Below are 14,419 nucleotides of genomic sequence, written 5' to 3' on the forward strand. Positions count from 1 at the left end.
AAACCCTAAACGCAGCTTGGGTCGAAAGATCGGCTGAAAACCATGTTCGAGGGCTGCCGCTGACCTAGAATGCGGCCTAATCGCCGACGCTGGAGAGGCCTCCGCCCGATATGCTGGATTTCAGTTCGCTCCTGCTCGCGGCCGCGCTGTCGGGCACATGCCTGGCCGTCACCATGTTTGCCATCTGGCTCACCGCGCCGCAGGCGCGTTTCGTGCTGACGGTGGCATGCGGCATTCTCGTGCTTGTCGCGCATGTGGTCCTGTTCTGGCGCTACACCAAGGAGCCCGATCCGCTGCTTTGCCAGATCGCGCTGGCGCTGCTCAGCCTGGGCTTCCTGATCATCTGCCTTTCGGCCATGCAGTATCTCGGCGTCCCGGGTCACAGGCGAGCGATCGTGCCGACACTTGCCGCCATGGCAGTCTGCGCGGCCTTCACCTCTCTCGGTCTTGACGGCGTCGGCTTCATCGTCACCTACGCAACGGTGACGGTGCTGCTGTCGACGATCGGAGCCATGTTCTGGGTCAATGGCAGCCACGATCGCCGGATCCTGCTGGTGGTTTCGTTTCTGAGCGGCACCTGCGCGGTGTCGTTTGCCCTTTGCGGTGTGGTTCTGATGGCCAAGGGGCAATGGACGCTCGGGGCGGCGCCTGACAACTGGGCCGAACGTCTGAATTCCGTCGTGGCGGTGGCCTGCATGACCGGTCTGGGCGCCCTGACGCTCTCGCTGCACCATCTGCAGGCGCAGATCGAGCTGAAGGCCGAGACGATGACCGATCCATTGACCGGGCTGATGAACCGTCGCGGGTTGATGTCGCTCCATGGCGAGCGGCCCTTCGGTCCCTTCATGGCGGTCGTCATGTTCGACCTCGATCACTTCAAGAGGACGAACGACATTTACGGTCACCCGGTCGGGGACCAGGTGCTGTGCCGCTTCGCCGCCGTCATCCGGAAATATGCCAGGACCGGCGTCGACGCCTTTCGCCTGGGCGGCGAGGAGTTCGCCATCGTCATGTCGCGGATGACGGAAGAGCGGGCCCATGATCTCGCCAGCAAGATCGGCGTCGCCTTCGGCACCGAAATCGTTGCTACCCCGCTCGGTCCGTTGCGCAGCACGGTCAGCGGCGGCATCGGCTTTGGCGGCGCAGACGGCAGCCGCCTCGACGAGGTGCTGGCCGAGGCGGACGCCGCGCTCTACGCGGCCAAGCGCGCTGGCCGAAACCGCGTCATCAGCCGGAAGAGAATGGGCAAGGCCGAACCGGTCAAGCCGGCCTTGCGCTCAGCCTAGTTATTCAGCCGCGCCCAGATAATCTGACAGCGGCGGGCAGGAGCAGACCAGATTGCGGTCGCCGGCGACATTGTCGATGCGCGACACCGGCGGCCAGTACTTGGCTGCCGTATCGGCGTCGCCGGCGGGATAGGCCGCTTCCAGGCGCGAGTAGGGATGGGTCCACTGGCCGGCCAGTGTCTCGGCGGCGGTGTGCGGCGCGTTGACCAGCGGGTTGTCGGCCAACGGCCAGTCGCCCCTGGCGACTTTGGCGGCTTCGCCGGCAATGGCGATCATCGCCTCGCAGAAGCGGTCGAGTTCGCGCTTGGGCTCGGATTCCGTCGGCTCGACCATCAGCGTGCCGGCGACCGGAAACGACATGGTCGGCGCGTGGAAGCCGTAGTCGATCAGGCGCTTGGCGATATCGTCGACGCTGATGCCGGCGCGCTCCTTGAGCACGCGGGTGTCGAGGATGCATTCATGCGCGATGCGATCATGCCGGCCCTTGTAGAGCAGCGGGAAGTGCGGCGCGAGCCGTGTCGCCACGTAGTTGGCCGAGACGATGGCGGTCTCCGTCGCCTGTTTCAGTCCGGCGGCGCCCATCATGCGGATATACATCCAGGTGATGGGCAGGATGGAAGCGCTGCCGAAGGGTGCCGCAGACACGGCATGCGCCAAGCCTTCGGTGACATGGCCCGGCAGATAAGGCTTCAGATGCGCCTTGACGCCGATCGGGCCGACACCTGGGCCGCCGCCGCCATGCGGGATGCAGAAGGTCTTGTGCAGGTTCATATGGCAGACATCGGCGCCGATATCGGCGGGCCGGGCGAGCGCGACCAGCGCGTTGAGGTTGGCGCCGTCGAAATAGACCTGGCCGCCATGCTCGTGGATGAGGGCGCAGAGATGGCGGGCGCCTTCTTCGTAGACGCCATGCGTCGAGGGATAGGTGAACATCAGCGCGGCGAGATTCTTGGAATGCTCGTTGGCCTTGGCCCGCATATCGTCCATGTCGATATTGCCGTCCTCCAGGCAGCGCACGACGACGACGCTCATGCCGGCCATCGCCGCGCTTGCCGGATTGGTGCCGTGCGCGGAGGAGGGGATCAGGCAGACGGTGCGATGGCCCTCACCGCGCGAGCGATGATAGGTGCGGATGGCGAGCAGGCCGGCATATTCGCCCTGGCTGCCGGCATTGGGCTGCAGGCTGACCGCGTCGAAGCCGGTGATTTCGGATAGCCAGCCTTCCAGTTCGCCGATCATGGCGCGGTAGCCGGCCGAATGGCTGGCCGGCGCGAAGGGATGCAGATTGGCGATGCTTGGCCAACTCACCGGCATCATCTCGGCCGCCGCGTTGAGCTTCATGGTGCAGGAGCCGAGCGGGATCATGGAGCGGTCGAGCGCCAGGTCCTTGTCGGCCAACCGGCGCAGCAGGCGCATCATGTCGGTTTCCGACTTGTTCTCGTTGAAGACCGGCTGGGTCAGAAACTCTTTTCCACGCGGCTTGCCGGGAACGGTGCTGTCGGCCGAGGGAACAGCCTTGGCGCCGAACAGGGAAGCGATTGCATCGAGATCCGCATCGGTCGAGGTCTCGTCGAAGGCGATGCCGACATGGTCGGCGTCGAGGACGCGCAGCAGCCGACCGGTCTTTTCGGCAGCCTCGGCGATTTGCGCGGCCTTGCCTTTCGCCTCCACCGTCACCGTGTCGAAGCGGCTGGCGCCTATCACCGAAACGCCCGCCGCGTTGAGGCCGCTCGCCAGACGGTTGGCCAGAGCGTGGATGCGCCCGGCAATCGCCTGCAGCCCGGCGGGGCCGTGCCAGATGGCATAGGCCGTCGCCATGTTGGCGAGCAGCGCCTGCGCTGTACAGATGTTGGAGGTCGCCTTGTCGCGGCGGATGTGCTGTTCGCGTGTCTGCAAGGCTAAGCGATAGCCGGGCCGGCCCTTGCTGTCGGTCGACTGGCCGACGAGGCGGCCGGGCATCAGGCGCGTCAGCTTATCGGAGACGGCGCAGTAAGCGGCGTGCGGGCCGCCAAAGCCCATCGGCACGCCGAAGCGCTGCATCGGGCCGACGGCAATGTCGGCTCCGAGTTTCGCCGGCGCATCGGTCAGCGTCAGGCCAAGCGGATCGGCGATGAAGACGACCAGCGCGCCGGAGGCGCGGGCCTTGTCGATCGCGGCCTTGTGGTCGCCATAGACGCCAAAGGTGTCGGGCCAGGAGACGAGCAGGGCAGCGGTGTTGTCGTCGATGGTCTCGCCGTCGATCTCGATGCCGAGCGGTTCGGCGCGGGTGCGCACCACATCCAGCGTCTGCGGATGCGGCGTGCCGGCGAACGCCACCTTGCTGCGCTTGTCGCGGTGGTGGCGCAGCGCAATGCCGACCGCTTCGGCGACCGCGGTGGCCTCATCGAGCAGCGAGGCGGATGCTACCGGCAGGCCGGTCAATTCGGCGACCAAGGTCTGGAAATTGAACAGCATTTCCAGACGTCCCTGGCTGATCTCGGCCTGATAGGGCGTGTAGGCCGTGTACCAGGCCGGATTCTCGAACAGATTGCGCTGGATGACCGGCGGCACGTGGACGCCGTGATAGCCGGCGCCGATGAAGCTTTTCAGCACCGTGTTCTTCGCCATGATGGCCGACAATTCGGCCAGCGCTTCGGCTTCGCTGGCCGGCGCGGGCAAGGTCAGCGGCAGGTCGAGGCGAATCGACTGTGGTACAGCCTGGCTGATCAGCGTCTCGACGGAGGGGACGCCGATAACGGCAAGCATGGCCCTGACATCGTTGACGCCAGGACCGATATGGCGAGCCGAGAAGGGGGTGAGTGCTGCGGTCATCATCTCTGTGTCCTGATTTCAGGCGATATGGGCTTTGTAGGCGGCCTCATCCATGAGGCTGGCGAGTTGGCTTTCGTCGGCTAGCTTCATCTTCCACAGCCAGCCGGCGCTGGTTGCCGCCGAGTTGACCAGCGACGGGTCGGAAGACAGCGTGCCGTTGGCCTCGGTGATCTCTCCGTCGACCGGCGCGTAAACGTCGGAGGCCGCCTTGACGGATTCGACCACGACGGCGGTGTCGCCCTTGGTCAGCTTCTTTCCCGTTTCCGGCAGCTCGACGAAGACGAGGTCGCCGAGCTGCTCCTGCGCGTAGTCGGTGATGCCGACAGTGGCGATACCGCCTTCGACGCGGAGCCATTCGTGATCTGATGTGAAATAGGTCTTTGCCATTGAGTTCATCCTTTGCGGTAGCGATGAGGGGTGAAGGGCAGGGGAGTGATATCGACGGGGATCTTCGTGCCGCGTACCTCGGCGAACACCCGTGTGGCGGGCTTTGCCAGCGATGCGGCGACATAGCCCATGGCGACCGGATGGCCGGCCGAGGGGCCGAAGCCGCCCGATGTGACATGGCCGGCAGGATTGCCTTCGGCGTCGAACAGGGCGGCACCGGCGCGCACCGGCTGGCGACCCTCCGGTTTCAAGCCGACGCGCTTTTGCGCCGGGCCGCGTTCGACGGCGGCGCGCAAGGCGTCGCCGCCGATAAAGGCGCCGGACGCTCTGATGTCCTTGGGGATTGCCCACATCAGCGCGGCCGCGGCCGGGTCGGTCTCGGGCGTGATGTCCTGGCCATGCAGGCAGAGACCGGCCTCAAGCCGCAGGCTGTCGCGCGCGGCAAGGCCGATCCACAGAACGCGCTCATCCTCGAGCAGCTTCGTGACCAAATCCCGCGCGTCCGCCTCCGGCAAACCGATCTCGAAACCGTCTTCGCCGGTGTAGCCCGATCGGCTCATGAACCAGTCTTTCCGCGGCTCGACCCCATGCATGAACAGCAGCGAGCCGGTCTCGATGCCGGCGCGGGACAGCACGGCCCAGGCCTCGGGTCCCTGGATGGCCAGGAAGACGCGGTCGAGCGGCTCGACCTTCACATCAAAATTCGCGGCCAGTTCACGCAGATGCTTTTCGTCGGTGACGGCGTTTCCGGCATTGGCAACCACCATGAACCTGGTGTCGCCGAGCCGGGTGACGATCAGGTCGTCCAGGATGCCGCCGGCCTCATTGAGGAAAAAGGACAGTTTCGACTGCGAGATTTCGAGCGCGCCGGCATCCAGCGGACAAGCGCGGTCGAGCAGCGCAACCGCTTGCGGTCCGCTGACCTCGAACAGTTTCATATGCGAGATATCGAAGAGACCGGCATGCTCGCGGGTGTGCAGATGCTCCTTCATGACGCCGGCCGGATAGGTCAGCGGCATCGACCAGCCGGCAAAGGCGCCGAAGCGCGCACCGGCGGCTGTGTGGATATCTTCGAGGGGAAGGTGTTTTGAGTCGTCGCCCGTCATGTCGTCTCCAGAGTCGCACGCAATCGGCCGCGAATGGCGACCAGTCCGTGCCCCTCTGTCTGAAGCCTGAGAGACTCGCGCAACCGGAACTCTGTCAGCGGCGCTTACACCTTCGGCGCGGGGGCAAGCCCCGACTTTCCAGAGTGTCTTTCCCGTCTACGGTTCTTTTGCCTGAGAGATTTCGGGCGATTTCCCCTTCGGCGGCAGCTCTCGCTGCTCTCTCCCGCAAACAGGTAGGACTCAGAATCCCGAGTCCTCGACGCGCCATCCATAGCCCGTCGGCGACACCTTGTCACCTCCCAGCGACATCTAAAGGTGCTTCGCGCTGAAACGGATTCAGGCGATGCGCTTTAGCTCTTTGTTTTGATGCATGTCGTTCTCCCAAAACCGCTACGCACTTTTGGGCGACATGCATTGGCCGACAAGTCTTCGCTAACCACGCCGTTTGCCGGTTTCTCAAGACACTCCTGATATAGCAGGCCGATGTAACGCTTTAGGGGCGGACGGGGACGACAATGGGCGAATTGATCATGAGCGCGCCGGTGGCGGGGCTGACCTCGAAGAATCGCATTGCCCCGGAGGACGTGCTGATGTTGCGCCGCGACGTGTTCGCCGATGGCGTGGTGGCGCGAGGCGAGGCCGAGGCGCTGTTCGCGCTCGACCAGACGGCCCAGGACAAATGCGCGGAGTGGACACCGTTCTTCGTCGAGGCGGTGACCGACTACATCGTCCACCAGGAAAAGCCATCCGGCTATATCTCGCAGGACAATGCCGACTGGCTTGTCCGCGCCATTTCGCGCGACGGCATGGTCGACAGCCGCACCGAACTCGAACTGCTGGTCCACGTGCTGGAAAAGGCGAGATCCTCGCCCGGCAAGCTTTGCGTCTATGCGCTGGAGCAGGTTGCGCACGCCGTCATCGACGGCAAGGGGCCGCTGATGCTGAGGGGCGCGCTGGTGCCCGGACTGATCGCCAAGGCGGAAGTCGAATTGCTGCGGCGCATCCTCTACGCCCATGGCGGCGACGGCAACATCGCCATCACCCGCGGCGAGGCCGAGGTGCTGTTCAGGATCAATGAGCAGACCGCCCAGGCCAAGAACGACCCGTCCTGGAACGACCTGTTCGTCAAGGCCATCGCCAATTTCGTCATGTGTTCCGCCGGCTACGAAGCCCCGACACGCGACGTGGCGCTGCGCCAAGAGAGTTTCCTCGAACATACCGAGCCGGAAATCGGCGGCTTCTTCAGCCGCATGGTGTCCGAGGGCCTCGCCGGCATCATTGAGGCCTACCGGTCCCCAGATGACATCGAGGCCGAATGGGAGGCCAAGAACAGAGCGGCCGAGGCCCTCGCCCGCCGCGCCGAGACGATCGACGCCAGCGAAGCCAAATGGCTGATCGAGCACATCGGGACGAACCGCCCTTTATACGAGAACGAGCGCGCGCTGCTGACCCTGATCAAGCATGCTTCGCCCGAGATCCATCCGGCGCTGAGGCCGCTGCTCGACAAAGTGGCTTGAGGCTCTACGGATTAAGTCACGGATCGCAGTGCATTAATATCCGGGTCATCAAATCCCGCCGTACCAGTCGTAGCCATTGTCTTCCCAGTAGCCGCCGCGGCCGCCACCGACATTGGCGAAGCCGTCGACCAGTTCGATCTTGTAGAGGTATTTCGGCATCTTGTAGCCGAGCTGACGCTCGACGCGGACGCGCAGCGGGGCGCCGTTCTCGACCGGGAGCGGTTTGCCGTTCAGGCCGTAGGCCAGGATCGTCTGCGGGTGGCGGGCGTCGATCAGGTCGATCGTGCCATAATATTTGATGTCGCCCGACAGGCTGCGGTCGATCGTGTCGAGGCAATGAAACATGACGTAACGCGCCTGCGGCTTGACAACCGCCTCGTCGAGCACCAGGGACAGCGGCGTGCCGGTCCATTTGGCGATGCAGCTCCAGCCCTCGACGCAGTCGTGGCGGGTGATCTGGGTGCGGCTCGGCATGTTCTGAAGCTGCTCGCGGCTGAGCGACAGCGGCTTTTCGACAAGACCCGACACCTCCAATCGCCAGTCGGCGAAATTGTTGGCGAGCAGGCCCTTGTAGGGGTCGTCGTCAGGGGCGGTGACGCCATTCGGCCGCTGCGGCTGGCGGATATCGGCCTCGGTGAATTCCGGCGCCAGCGCCTCACGGCCGGCAAGCAGGCGTTGCGCGCGATATGTCAGGCCATTGGCGTTTTCGAGGAAACTGCGAAGGCCGCTGCCGATGCTCAACTGGCTGTCGAAGGCGTCGCAGCCCGACAGCATGATGCCGGAGGCGCCAAGGCTGGCGGCGGTCAGGAATTTCCTTCGACTGATCTGAAAATTGGGGCTGATCTCAAACTTCGCCATGTCAGGCACTCCTCTCGGTCGTCTTGTCGTCATGCGCGGGAGGGTCGGTGCGGTACCAGCCGGTGATGATCGAGCGCAATTCGTTGATCGGGCCGGCGGCCAGGATCATCAGAATGTGGATGATGAAGAAGCCGACCAGCAGCAGCATGACGGTGAAATGGATGGTGCGCGCCGTCTGCCGGCCGCCGAGCACCTCGTTGAGGAAGGGCAGCACCGAATCCATGCTGGGCGACATGGCAAGGCCGGTGATGATCATCAGCGGCAACAGCACGAACAGCACGCCGCCATAAGCCATCTTCTGCAAGGTGTTGTATTCGCGCGTGTGGTGGAATTTCAGTTTGGCGTGGTCGACGATGTCACGCGGCAGCCGCTTGAGGTCGTCCAGGCGCGGAGCGAGATCGCGCCTGATATGGCCGTTGACCAGGCTGGCGACCAGCCAGACGAGCAAGGTCGTCGTCAGGATCCAGGCGAAGAAGAAATGCACGACGCGGGCGGTGCCGAGGTCATAATAGGACGGGATGGTCGCCCAGGACGGGAAGCCGCGCGCCGTCTCGTTGCCTGGCGGACCCGACCAGCCGAGCACGCCCGTCGTGTCGAAGCGGTGCCCGAGGATTTCGGTGTAGCCGCGCGGCCCGGCGTCGGTGTTCACGGCGCCGATTTCGAAGATGGTGTTGTTGTAGCCGAAGCCGGATTGCTTCCCGATGTAGAGTTGCGGCCGGGCGTTGAAGATCTGCAAGCCGGAAAGCAGCATGAAGAACAGCGAAATGGCCCAGATCCAGTGAGTCAGCCGCGTCCAGCGCGACTGCCGGTAGATCAACGTGCTGTCGCTCGACACGGGAGCGTCCGGTCCGGTGGCGGATTGGCTTCTGGCAACGGATTCCATCTTGTCTCGTCTCCCGGCCTTACGGCGTGGCCTGCGCGTTCATTGTCCTCCTGATACGTCGCAATCCAAACCAATGTTTCATCCGATCACGGATTTATTACGGAGAGCCCAGGCTGACGGCGAGATTGACGGCGGCGGCGACAATGACGGTGTTGAAAAAGAACGACAGGATCGAATGGACGAGCACGACACAACGCATATGTGTGGTCGAGATGTTGGTGTCGGCGGTCTGTGCCGTCATGCCGATGACGGCTGAGAAATATAGAAAGTCCCAGCCTTCCGGCCGCTTGTCACCCGGGAACAGCAGTCCGCCGACCGGGATCTTTTTCTCGGTTTCAGCGTCCACCGCATCGCCGTCCATCCAGTAGACATGCGCATAGTGAAGCGCGGCCATGGCATGGATGGTGAACCAGCCAAGCGGGATCGACAGCAGCGCGAAACCGAGTTCGACGGAATTGCCTCTGTTCTTCTGGTTGATAAGCAGGAACAACGAGACAACGGCGACGACAACGACGATCAGCGTCACCGCGAAGATGACCAGCACCGGCTGGTCGGTGGCGCGGGCATTCTTGCTCAGATATTTGCCGGTGAATTTGGGCATCTGGCTGACGACAAGAATGACGTAGGCCGCGAAAAAGGCATTGGCGCCGATCGAGTAGGCGAGCGGGGCGTGCAGCAGCAGCGCCACGAGGAGCGCAAACGCGCCGAAACATGCCGACATTGCGAACAGCATATGGCGCTGCATGGGTTTCTGGATCGGGGTTTCGGTGGCCATGGCGGTCTCCACCCTGGATCGCGCTCGGTTTCTAGCCGGGTGTGGCGGATTTCAGCGCGCGCCGCAAGATGCGGTCGAGTTCACCGAGGAACCGCGAACGGTCCTGGGGTGCGAAGCTGGCATTGTAGCCCTTGCTTTCACCGGTCTCTCGCAAATGCTGCTTGAGGTCGCGCATCGCCACCGCCATGCCGATCGTTTCCGGCGTGAAAGGCCGGCCGGTGGGGCCAAGCACATGTGCGCCAAGCGCCACCGCGCGGGCGGCAAGCGGAATGTCCGCCGTGATCACGATGTCGTTGGATGTGGCGTTCTCGACGATCCAATCGTCGGCGGCGTCGGCGCCCTTGGAGACCACGACATTGCGGATCATCGGATCGCGCGATGGCCGCAAGCCGCCATTGGAGACGTAGGTGACGACGACGCCAAGGCGCTCGGCCACCTTTTCGACCTCGGCCTTGACCGGGCAGGCATCGGCGTCGACGTAGATGGCAGGTGCGGACATTGTCTCTCCGAAACGGGCAGGGGCCGGAACGTGTCCGGCCCCTGCCTGAAATCATACAGCGTTCAGGCCGGCAAGGCGCCGGACTTCTTTGCCGTCCAGGTGGCGATATAGTCCATCAGGCCGGGGTTGAGGCAGTCATACGGCTCCAGTCCGATCGACTTCAGCTGGGCGCGGATGCCGTCCATCCGTTTTGGATCGACACCGGATTCGATGATCGACGAGACGAAGGCGGTGAAGCCTGGCGGTGACCAGCCATCCTCGACGAAGCGCTCGGGGTGGATGAAGGTCAGGCCCTTGAACGCATGGTCGCGCTCGACGGGGCCGTGCATGTGGACGCCGCAGCCGGTGCAGGCATGGCGCTGGATCAGCGCGCTAGCGTCGACCACTTTCAGCTTGTCGCCGTTCTCGATGACGCTGACGTCGCCGGTGCCGGCAACGGCAACGACCGAGAATATGGCGCCTTCCGGCTTCCAGCATTTGGTGCAGCCGCAGGCGTGGTTGTGGGCGATCTGCCCCTTGACCTTCACCTTGACCGGCTTGCTGGTGCAGGCGCAGACCAGCGTGCCGCTGGCAAAGCTCGCGCTCTCCTTGGGCAGGCCATTGTCGATTTTCGGATGCAGTTTCTCCGCCATTCTTTTCTCCTCCCAGTTTTGAACCACAGAGGTCGCTGGCCGGTCGGTCGGCGGCGTGTGGCTTGCTTCAGTAAACGACGACGCTGCGGATCGACTTGCCCTCATGCATGAGGTCGAACCCCTTGTTGATGTCTTCCAGCTTCAGCAAATGGGTGATCATCGGGTCGATCTGGATCTTGCCGTCCATGTACCAGTCGACGATCTTCGGCACGTCGGTGCGGCCACGCGCGCCGCCGAAAGCGGTGCCCATCCAGGTGCGGCCCGTGACCAGCTGGAACGGGCGCGTCGAGATTTCCTGGCCGGCGCCGGCGACGCCAATGATGACCGATTTGCCCCAGCCGCGATGCGAGGCTTCCAGCGCCTGGCGCATCACCTTGGTGTTGCCGGTACAGTCGAACGTGTAGTCGGCGCCGCCGATCTGGTCGGCGCCGCGCTTAGTCATGTTGACGAGGTGAGGGACGATGTCGCCGTCAATCTCCTTCGGATTGACGAAATGCGTCATGCCGAACCGCTCGCCCCAAGCCTTCTTGTCGTTGTTCAAATCGACGCCGATGATCATGTCGGCGCCTGCGAGTTTCAGGCCCTGGATGACGTTGAGGCCGATGCCGCCGAGGCCGAAGACCACCGCCGTCGCGCCTTGTTCGACCTTGGCGGTGTTGATGACGGCGCCAATGCCGGTGGTGACGCCGCAGCCTATATAGCAGATCTTGTCGAAGGGGGCGTCCGGATTGACCTTGGCCACCGCGATCTCCGGCAGAACGGTGAAGTTGGAGAAGGTCGAACAACCCATGTAATGGAAGATCTTGTCCTTGCCGATCGAGAAGCGCGACGAGCCGTCGGGCATCAGGCCCTGGCCCTGCGTGGCGCGGATTGCCGTGCACAGATTGGTCTTTCTCGACAGGCAGGACGGGCACTGCCGGCATTCCGGCGTATAGAGCGGGATGACATGGTCGCCCTTCTTGACCGAGGTGACACCCTTGCCGACATCGACCACGACACCGGCGCCCTCATGGCCGAGAATGGCCGGGAACAGCCCTTCAGGATCAGCGCCCGACAAGGTGAACTCGTCGGTATGGCAGATGCCTGTCGCCTTGATCTCGACCAGCACCTCGCCGTCGCGCGGCCCTTCGAGGTCGACCTCCATGATCTCCAGCGGCTTTCCGGCGGCGACGGCGACAGCGGCACGGGTTTTCATCAGGCGTCCTCCAATGCGAATTTTTTTCCAAGGTTTCAGGTTTTATCGACACGATCAACTGGAAGCTGGTGCCTGAACTGGGCCACAGCGATGAATTGGAATCGCAAATCGATTGAAAGCCAGTGATTTGCATGGTCGGCTTGACCCCGCAAGCACAGGCCATAAAAGGAACGACCGACCGGAGGGGAATGACCTCAGCATGTTCACGAAAATCCTGATCGCCAACCGTGGCGAGATCGCCTGTCGCGTCATCAAGACGGCGCGCAAGATGGGGATTGCCACGGTCGCCGTCTATTCCGATGCCGATCGCGATGCGGTGCATGTCGAGATGGCCGACGAGGCGGTGCATATCGGGCCTTCGCCCGCCGCGCAGAGTTATCTTGTCCCTGAAAAGATCATCGCCGCCTGCAAGGAAACCGGGGCTCAGGCCGTGCATCCCGGTTATGGCTTCCTGTCCGAGCGCGCGTCTTTCTGCGAGGCGCTGGAGAAGGAAGGTATCGTCTTCATCGGCCCGAAGCCCAAGGCGATCAGGGCGATGGGCGACAAGATCGAATCGAAGAAATTCGCCAATGCCGCCAAGGTTTCGACCGTGCCCGGCTGGCTTGGCGTCATCGAGAATGCCGACCATGCGGAAAAGATCGCCGGCGAGATCGGCTATCCCGTGATGATCAAGGCGTCGGCCGGCGGCGGCGGCAAGGGCATGCGCATCGCCTGGAACCAGTCGGAAGTGCGCGACGGTTTCGACCGGGCGCGCTCCGAAGCCAGGAGTTCGTTCGGCGACGACCGCGTATTCATCGAAAAGTTCGTCGTCGATCCACGCCATATCGAGATCCAGGTGCTCGCCGACGCGCATGGCAATGCGCTCTATCTCGGCGAGCGTGAATGCTCGATTCAGCGCCGCAACCAGAAGGTGGCTGAAGAAGCGCCGTCGCCATTCCTCGACGCCAAGACGCGCAAGGCCATGGGCGAACAATCGGTGGCGCTGGCCAAGGCTGTCGACTACCAGAGCGCCGGTACGGTCGAGTTCATCGTCGACAAGGACAAGAACTTCTATTTCCTTGAAATGAATACACGATTGCAGGTCGAGCACCCTGTGACAGAACTCATCACCGGCATCGATCTGGTCGAACAGATGATCCGCGTCGCCGCCGGCGAGAAGCTCGCTTTGAAGCAAAGCGACATCAAGCTGAATGGCTGGGCCGTGGAAAGCCGGCTCTATGCCGAGGATCCCTATCGCAATTTCCTGCCGTCGATCGGCCGGCTGACGCGCTACCGGCCACCGGAGGAGGGGAAATTCGGCGATGTCGTCATCCGCAACGACACCGGCGTCACCGAGGGCTCCGAGATTTCGATGTTCTACGACCCGATGCTCGCCAAATTGTGCACCTGGGCGCCGACGCGCATCGAGGCGATCGATGCCATGTCGGAAGCGCTCGACAGTTTTGTCGTCGACGGTATCGAGCACAATATCCCGTTCCTGGCGGCGCTGATGCAGCATCCGCGCTGGCGGGAAGGGGCGATATCGACCGGCTTCATCGCCGAGGAATATCCCGACGGTTTTGCGCCCGTCGTGCCGAATAGCGGGGAAAAGGCCGTTCTCGCCTCGATCGTGACAGCCGTGGAACTGCTGCGCCGCGACCGGCTCGACCGGCTGGGCGGTCGGCTGGCGCCGCATTCGGGTGCGCTCAAGCGCGACTGGGTGGTGAAGATCGGCGGCGACTATCTCCAGGTGTCCATCCTCGAAGGCATGATCTCCATTCCGATGGAGATCGACCTGTCGATCGACGGCGGCAAGGCGCTGACCGTTTCATCCGACTGGCGGCCGGGCGACCTGATCTGGCGCGGCACGGTCGGCAAGCGCTCCGTCGTCGCCCAGATCCGGCCAGTCGCCAACGGTCTTCGCATCGCCTGGAAAGGCATGTCGGTGACCGCGCGCGCCATGCTGCCGCGCATCGCCGAGCTGGAGCGGCTGATGCCGGAGAAGGTGGCGCCGGATACGTCGAAACTGCTGCTCTGCCCGATGCCCGGCCTTGTCGTGTCGATCGCCGTCACCGAGGGCCAGGAAGTCAAGGCCGGCGAGACCTTGGCCGTGGTCGAGGCAATGAAGATGGAAAACGTGCTGCGCGCCGAACGCGACCTCGTCGTCTCGAAACTCAACGCCAAGCCGGGCGACAGTCTCGCGGTGGACGCTGTGATCATGGAATTCGCCTGAGGTCTGTTGATATTCAGGTGAGGCCGGCCTGCAAATGGCTGATACCTGCGCTTCCCCGTTCTACTGCGTCGCAGTAGAACGGTGCTCACGAACCCAAACGTACGCTCCGCTCCGGTTCTCGGAATCCACCATTTTCGGTTCGGCCTGACCTGAATCTCAACAGACCTAGGCCGGCAGGCGGCAGCAAGCCTGTGATTGGCGGTCGTTTGTGCTGGACTGGCATTGCCCGGTCCCGGACAATACATCTCCATCGACTCA

At 63.4% G+C, this 14,419-nt stretch carries 12 protein-coding genes and 1 riboswitch; of the genes, 3 read left to right on the plus strand and 9 right to left on the minus strand.

Annotation, left to right across the window (positions count from 1 at the left end):
• The first annotated feature begins 110 nt into the window (after window positions 1-110).
• Entirely contained in the window at window positions 111-1,286 is a 1,176-nt protein-coding gene (locus ACWGS8_RS31555) for a GGDEF domain-containing protein (RefSeq protein WP_454584609.1), read from the plus strand.
• Here ACWGS8_RS31555 and gcvP read toward each other — a convergent pair whose 3' ends face one another.
• From gcvP to gcvT, 3 genes are read right to left on the minus strand one after another with little or no spacing between them, the layout of a single operon-like run.
• Window positions 1,287-4,100 (minus strand): aminomethyl-transferring glycine dehydrogenase, encoded by a 2,814-nt coding sequence (gene gcvP / locus ACWGS8_RS31560; RefSeq protein WP_454584610.1) that lies wholly within the window; start codon window positions 4,098-4,100, stop codon window positions 1,287-1,289. It abuts the gene before it with no gap.
• Between the two features lie 15 nt (window positions 4,101-4,115).
• On the minus strand, window positions 4,116-4,484 hold the full coding sequence (gene gcvH / locus ACWGS8_RS31565) for a glycine cleavage system protein GcvH (RefSeq protein WP_454584611.1): 369 nt from the start codon (window positions 4,482-4,484) through the stop codon (window positions 4,116-4,118).
• A 5-nt stretch (window positions 4,485-4,489) separates the two neighbouring features.
• Window positions 4,490-5,590 carry a glycine cleavage system aminomethyltransferase GcvT gene (gcvT, locus tag ACWGS8_RS31570; RefSeq protein WP_454584612.1) on the minus strand — a complete coding sequence of 367 codons (1,101 nt, stop codon included), beginning with the start codon at window positions 5,588-5,590 and terminating at the stop codon, window positions 4,490-4,492.
• 149 nt (window positions 5,591-5,739) lie between these two features.
• Window positions 5,740-5,826, minus strand: a riboswitch (glycine riboswitch).
• Between the two features lie 279 nt (window positions 5,827-6,105).
• Between gcvT and ACWGS8_RS31575 the strand changes: the two genes are divergently transcribed.
• A complete protein-coding gene (locus tag ACWGS8_RS31575; protein ID WP_454584613.1) occupies window positions 6,106-7,107 on the plus strand; it encodes a hypothetical protein in 1,002 nt (333 codons plus the stop codon).
• A gap of 48 nt (window positions 7,108-7,155) precedes the next feature.
• Here ACWGS8_RS31575 and ACWGS8_RS31580 read toward each other — a convergent pair whose 3' ends face one another.
• The 6 genes from ACWGS8_RS31580 to ACWGS8_RS31605 all read right to left on the minus strand — a co-directional run bounded on the left by ACWGS8_RS31580 (window position 7,156) and on the right by ACWGS8_RS31605 (window position 11,949).
• Window positions 7,156-7,965 carry a molybdopterin-binding protein gene (locus tag ACWGS8_RS31580; RefSeq protein ID WP_454584614.1) on the minus strand — a complete coding sequence of 270 codons (810 nt, stop codon included), beginning with the start codon at window positions 7,963-7,965 and terminating at the stop codon, window positions 7,156-7,158.
• 1 nt (window position 7,966) lies between these two features.
• Entirely contained in the window at window positions 7,967-8,848 is an 882-nt protein-coding gene (locus tag ACWGS8_RS31585) for a cytochrome b/b6 domain-containing protein (protein WP_454584615.1), read from the minus strand.
• Between the two features lie 97 nt (window positions 8,849-8,945).
• Entirely contained in the window at window positions 8,946-9,623 is a 678-nt protein-coding gene (locus ACWGS8_RS31590) for a DUF1345 domain-containing protein (protein WP_454584616.1), read from the minus strand.
• Window positions 9,624-9,654: 31 nt separating this feature from the next.
• Complete coding sequence (locus tag ACWGS8_RS31595; protein ID WP_454584617.1) at window positions 9,655-10,122, minus strand: YaiI/YqxD family protein; 468 nt, start codon at window positions 10,120-10,122, stop codon at window positions 9,655-9,657.
• 62 nt (window positions 10,123-10,184) lie between these two features.
• Window positions 10,185-10,754 carry an S-(hydroxymethyl)glutathione synthase gene (gene gfa / locus ACWGS8_RS31600; RefSeq protein WP_454584618.1) on the minus strand — a complete coding sequence of 190 codons (570 nt, stop codon included), beginning with the start codon at window positions 10,752-10,754 and terminating at the stop codon, window positions 10,185-10,187.
• A gap of 67 nt (window positions 10,755-10,821) precedes the next feature.
• Window positions 10,822-11,949 carry an S-(hydroxymethyl)glutathione dehydrogenase/class III alcohol dehydrogenase gene (locus tag ACWGS8_RS31605; protein ID WP_454584619.1) on the minus strand — a complete coding sequence of 376 codons (1,128 nt, stop codon included), beginning with the start codon at window positions 11,947-11,949 and terminating at the stop codon, window positions 10,822-10,824.
• Window positions 11,950-12,148: 199 nt separating this feature from the next.
• Here ACWGS8_RS31605 and ACWGS8_RS31610 point away from each other — a divergent pair, with 199 nt between their 5' ends.
• Window positions 12,149-14,161 (plus strand): acetyl-CoA carboxylase biotin carboxylase subunit, encoded by a 2,013-nt coding sequence (locus ACWGS8_RS31610; protein WP_454584620.1) that lies wholly within the window; start codon window positions 12,149-12,151, stop codon window positions 14,159-14,161.
• Window positions 14,162-14,419 lie beyond the last annotated feature (258 nt).

The sequence above is a fragment of the Mesorhizobium sp. 43Arga genome, assembly GCF_053714255.1.

Bases quoted from the DNA above. Each gene is read 5' to 3' on its own strand.
- ACWGS8_RS31555 (WP_454584609.1), top strand. From the start codon at position 111: ATGCTGGATTTCAGTTCGCTCCTGCTCGCGGCCGCGCTGTCGGGCACA.
- gcvP (WP_454584610.1), bottom strand. From the start codon at position 4,100: ATGATGACCGCAGCACTCACCCCCTTCTCGGCTCGCCATATCGGTCCT.
- gcvH (WP_454584611.1), bottom strand. From the start codon at position 4,484: ATGGCAAAGACCTATTTCACATCAGATCACGAATGGCTCCGCGTCGAA.
- gcvT (WP_454584612.1), bottom strand. From the start codon at position 5,590: ATGACGGGCGACGACTCAAAACACCTTCCCCTCGAAGATATCCACACA.
- ACWGS8_RS31575 (WP_454584613.1), top strand. From the start codon at position 6,106: ATGGGCGAATTGATCATGAGCGCGCCGGTGGCGGGGCTGACCTCGAAG.
- ACWGS8_RS31580 (WP_454584614.1), bottom strand. From the start codon at position 7,965: ATGGCGAAGTTTGAGATCAGCCCCAATTTTCAGATCAGTCGAAGGAAA.
- ACWGS8_RS31585 (WP_454584615.1), bottom strand. From the start codon at position 8,848: ATGGAATCCGTTGCCAGAAGCCAATCCGCCACCGGACCGGACGCTCCC.
- ACWGS8_RS31590 (WP_454584616.1), bottom strand. From the start codon at position 9,623: ATGGCCACCGAAACCCCGATCCAGAAACCCATGCAGCGCCATATGCTG.
- ACWGS8_RS31595 (WP_454584617.1), bottom strand. From the start codon at position 10,122: ATGTCCGCACCTGCCATCTACGTCGACGCCGATGCCTGCCCGGTCAAG.
- gfa (WP_454584618.1), bottom strand. From the start codon at position 10,754: ATGGCGGAGAAACTGCATCCGAAAATCGACAATGGCCTGCCCAAGGAG.
- ACWGS8_RS31605 (WP_454584619.1), bottom strand. From the start codon at position 11,949: ATGAAAACCCGTGCCGCTGTCGCCGTCGCCGCCGGAAAGCCGCTGGAG.
- ACWGS8_RS31610 (WP_454584620.1), top strand. From the start codon at position 12,149: ATGTTCACGAAAATCCTGATCGCCAACCGTGGCGAGATCGCCTGTCGC.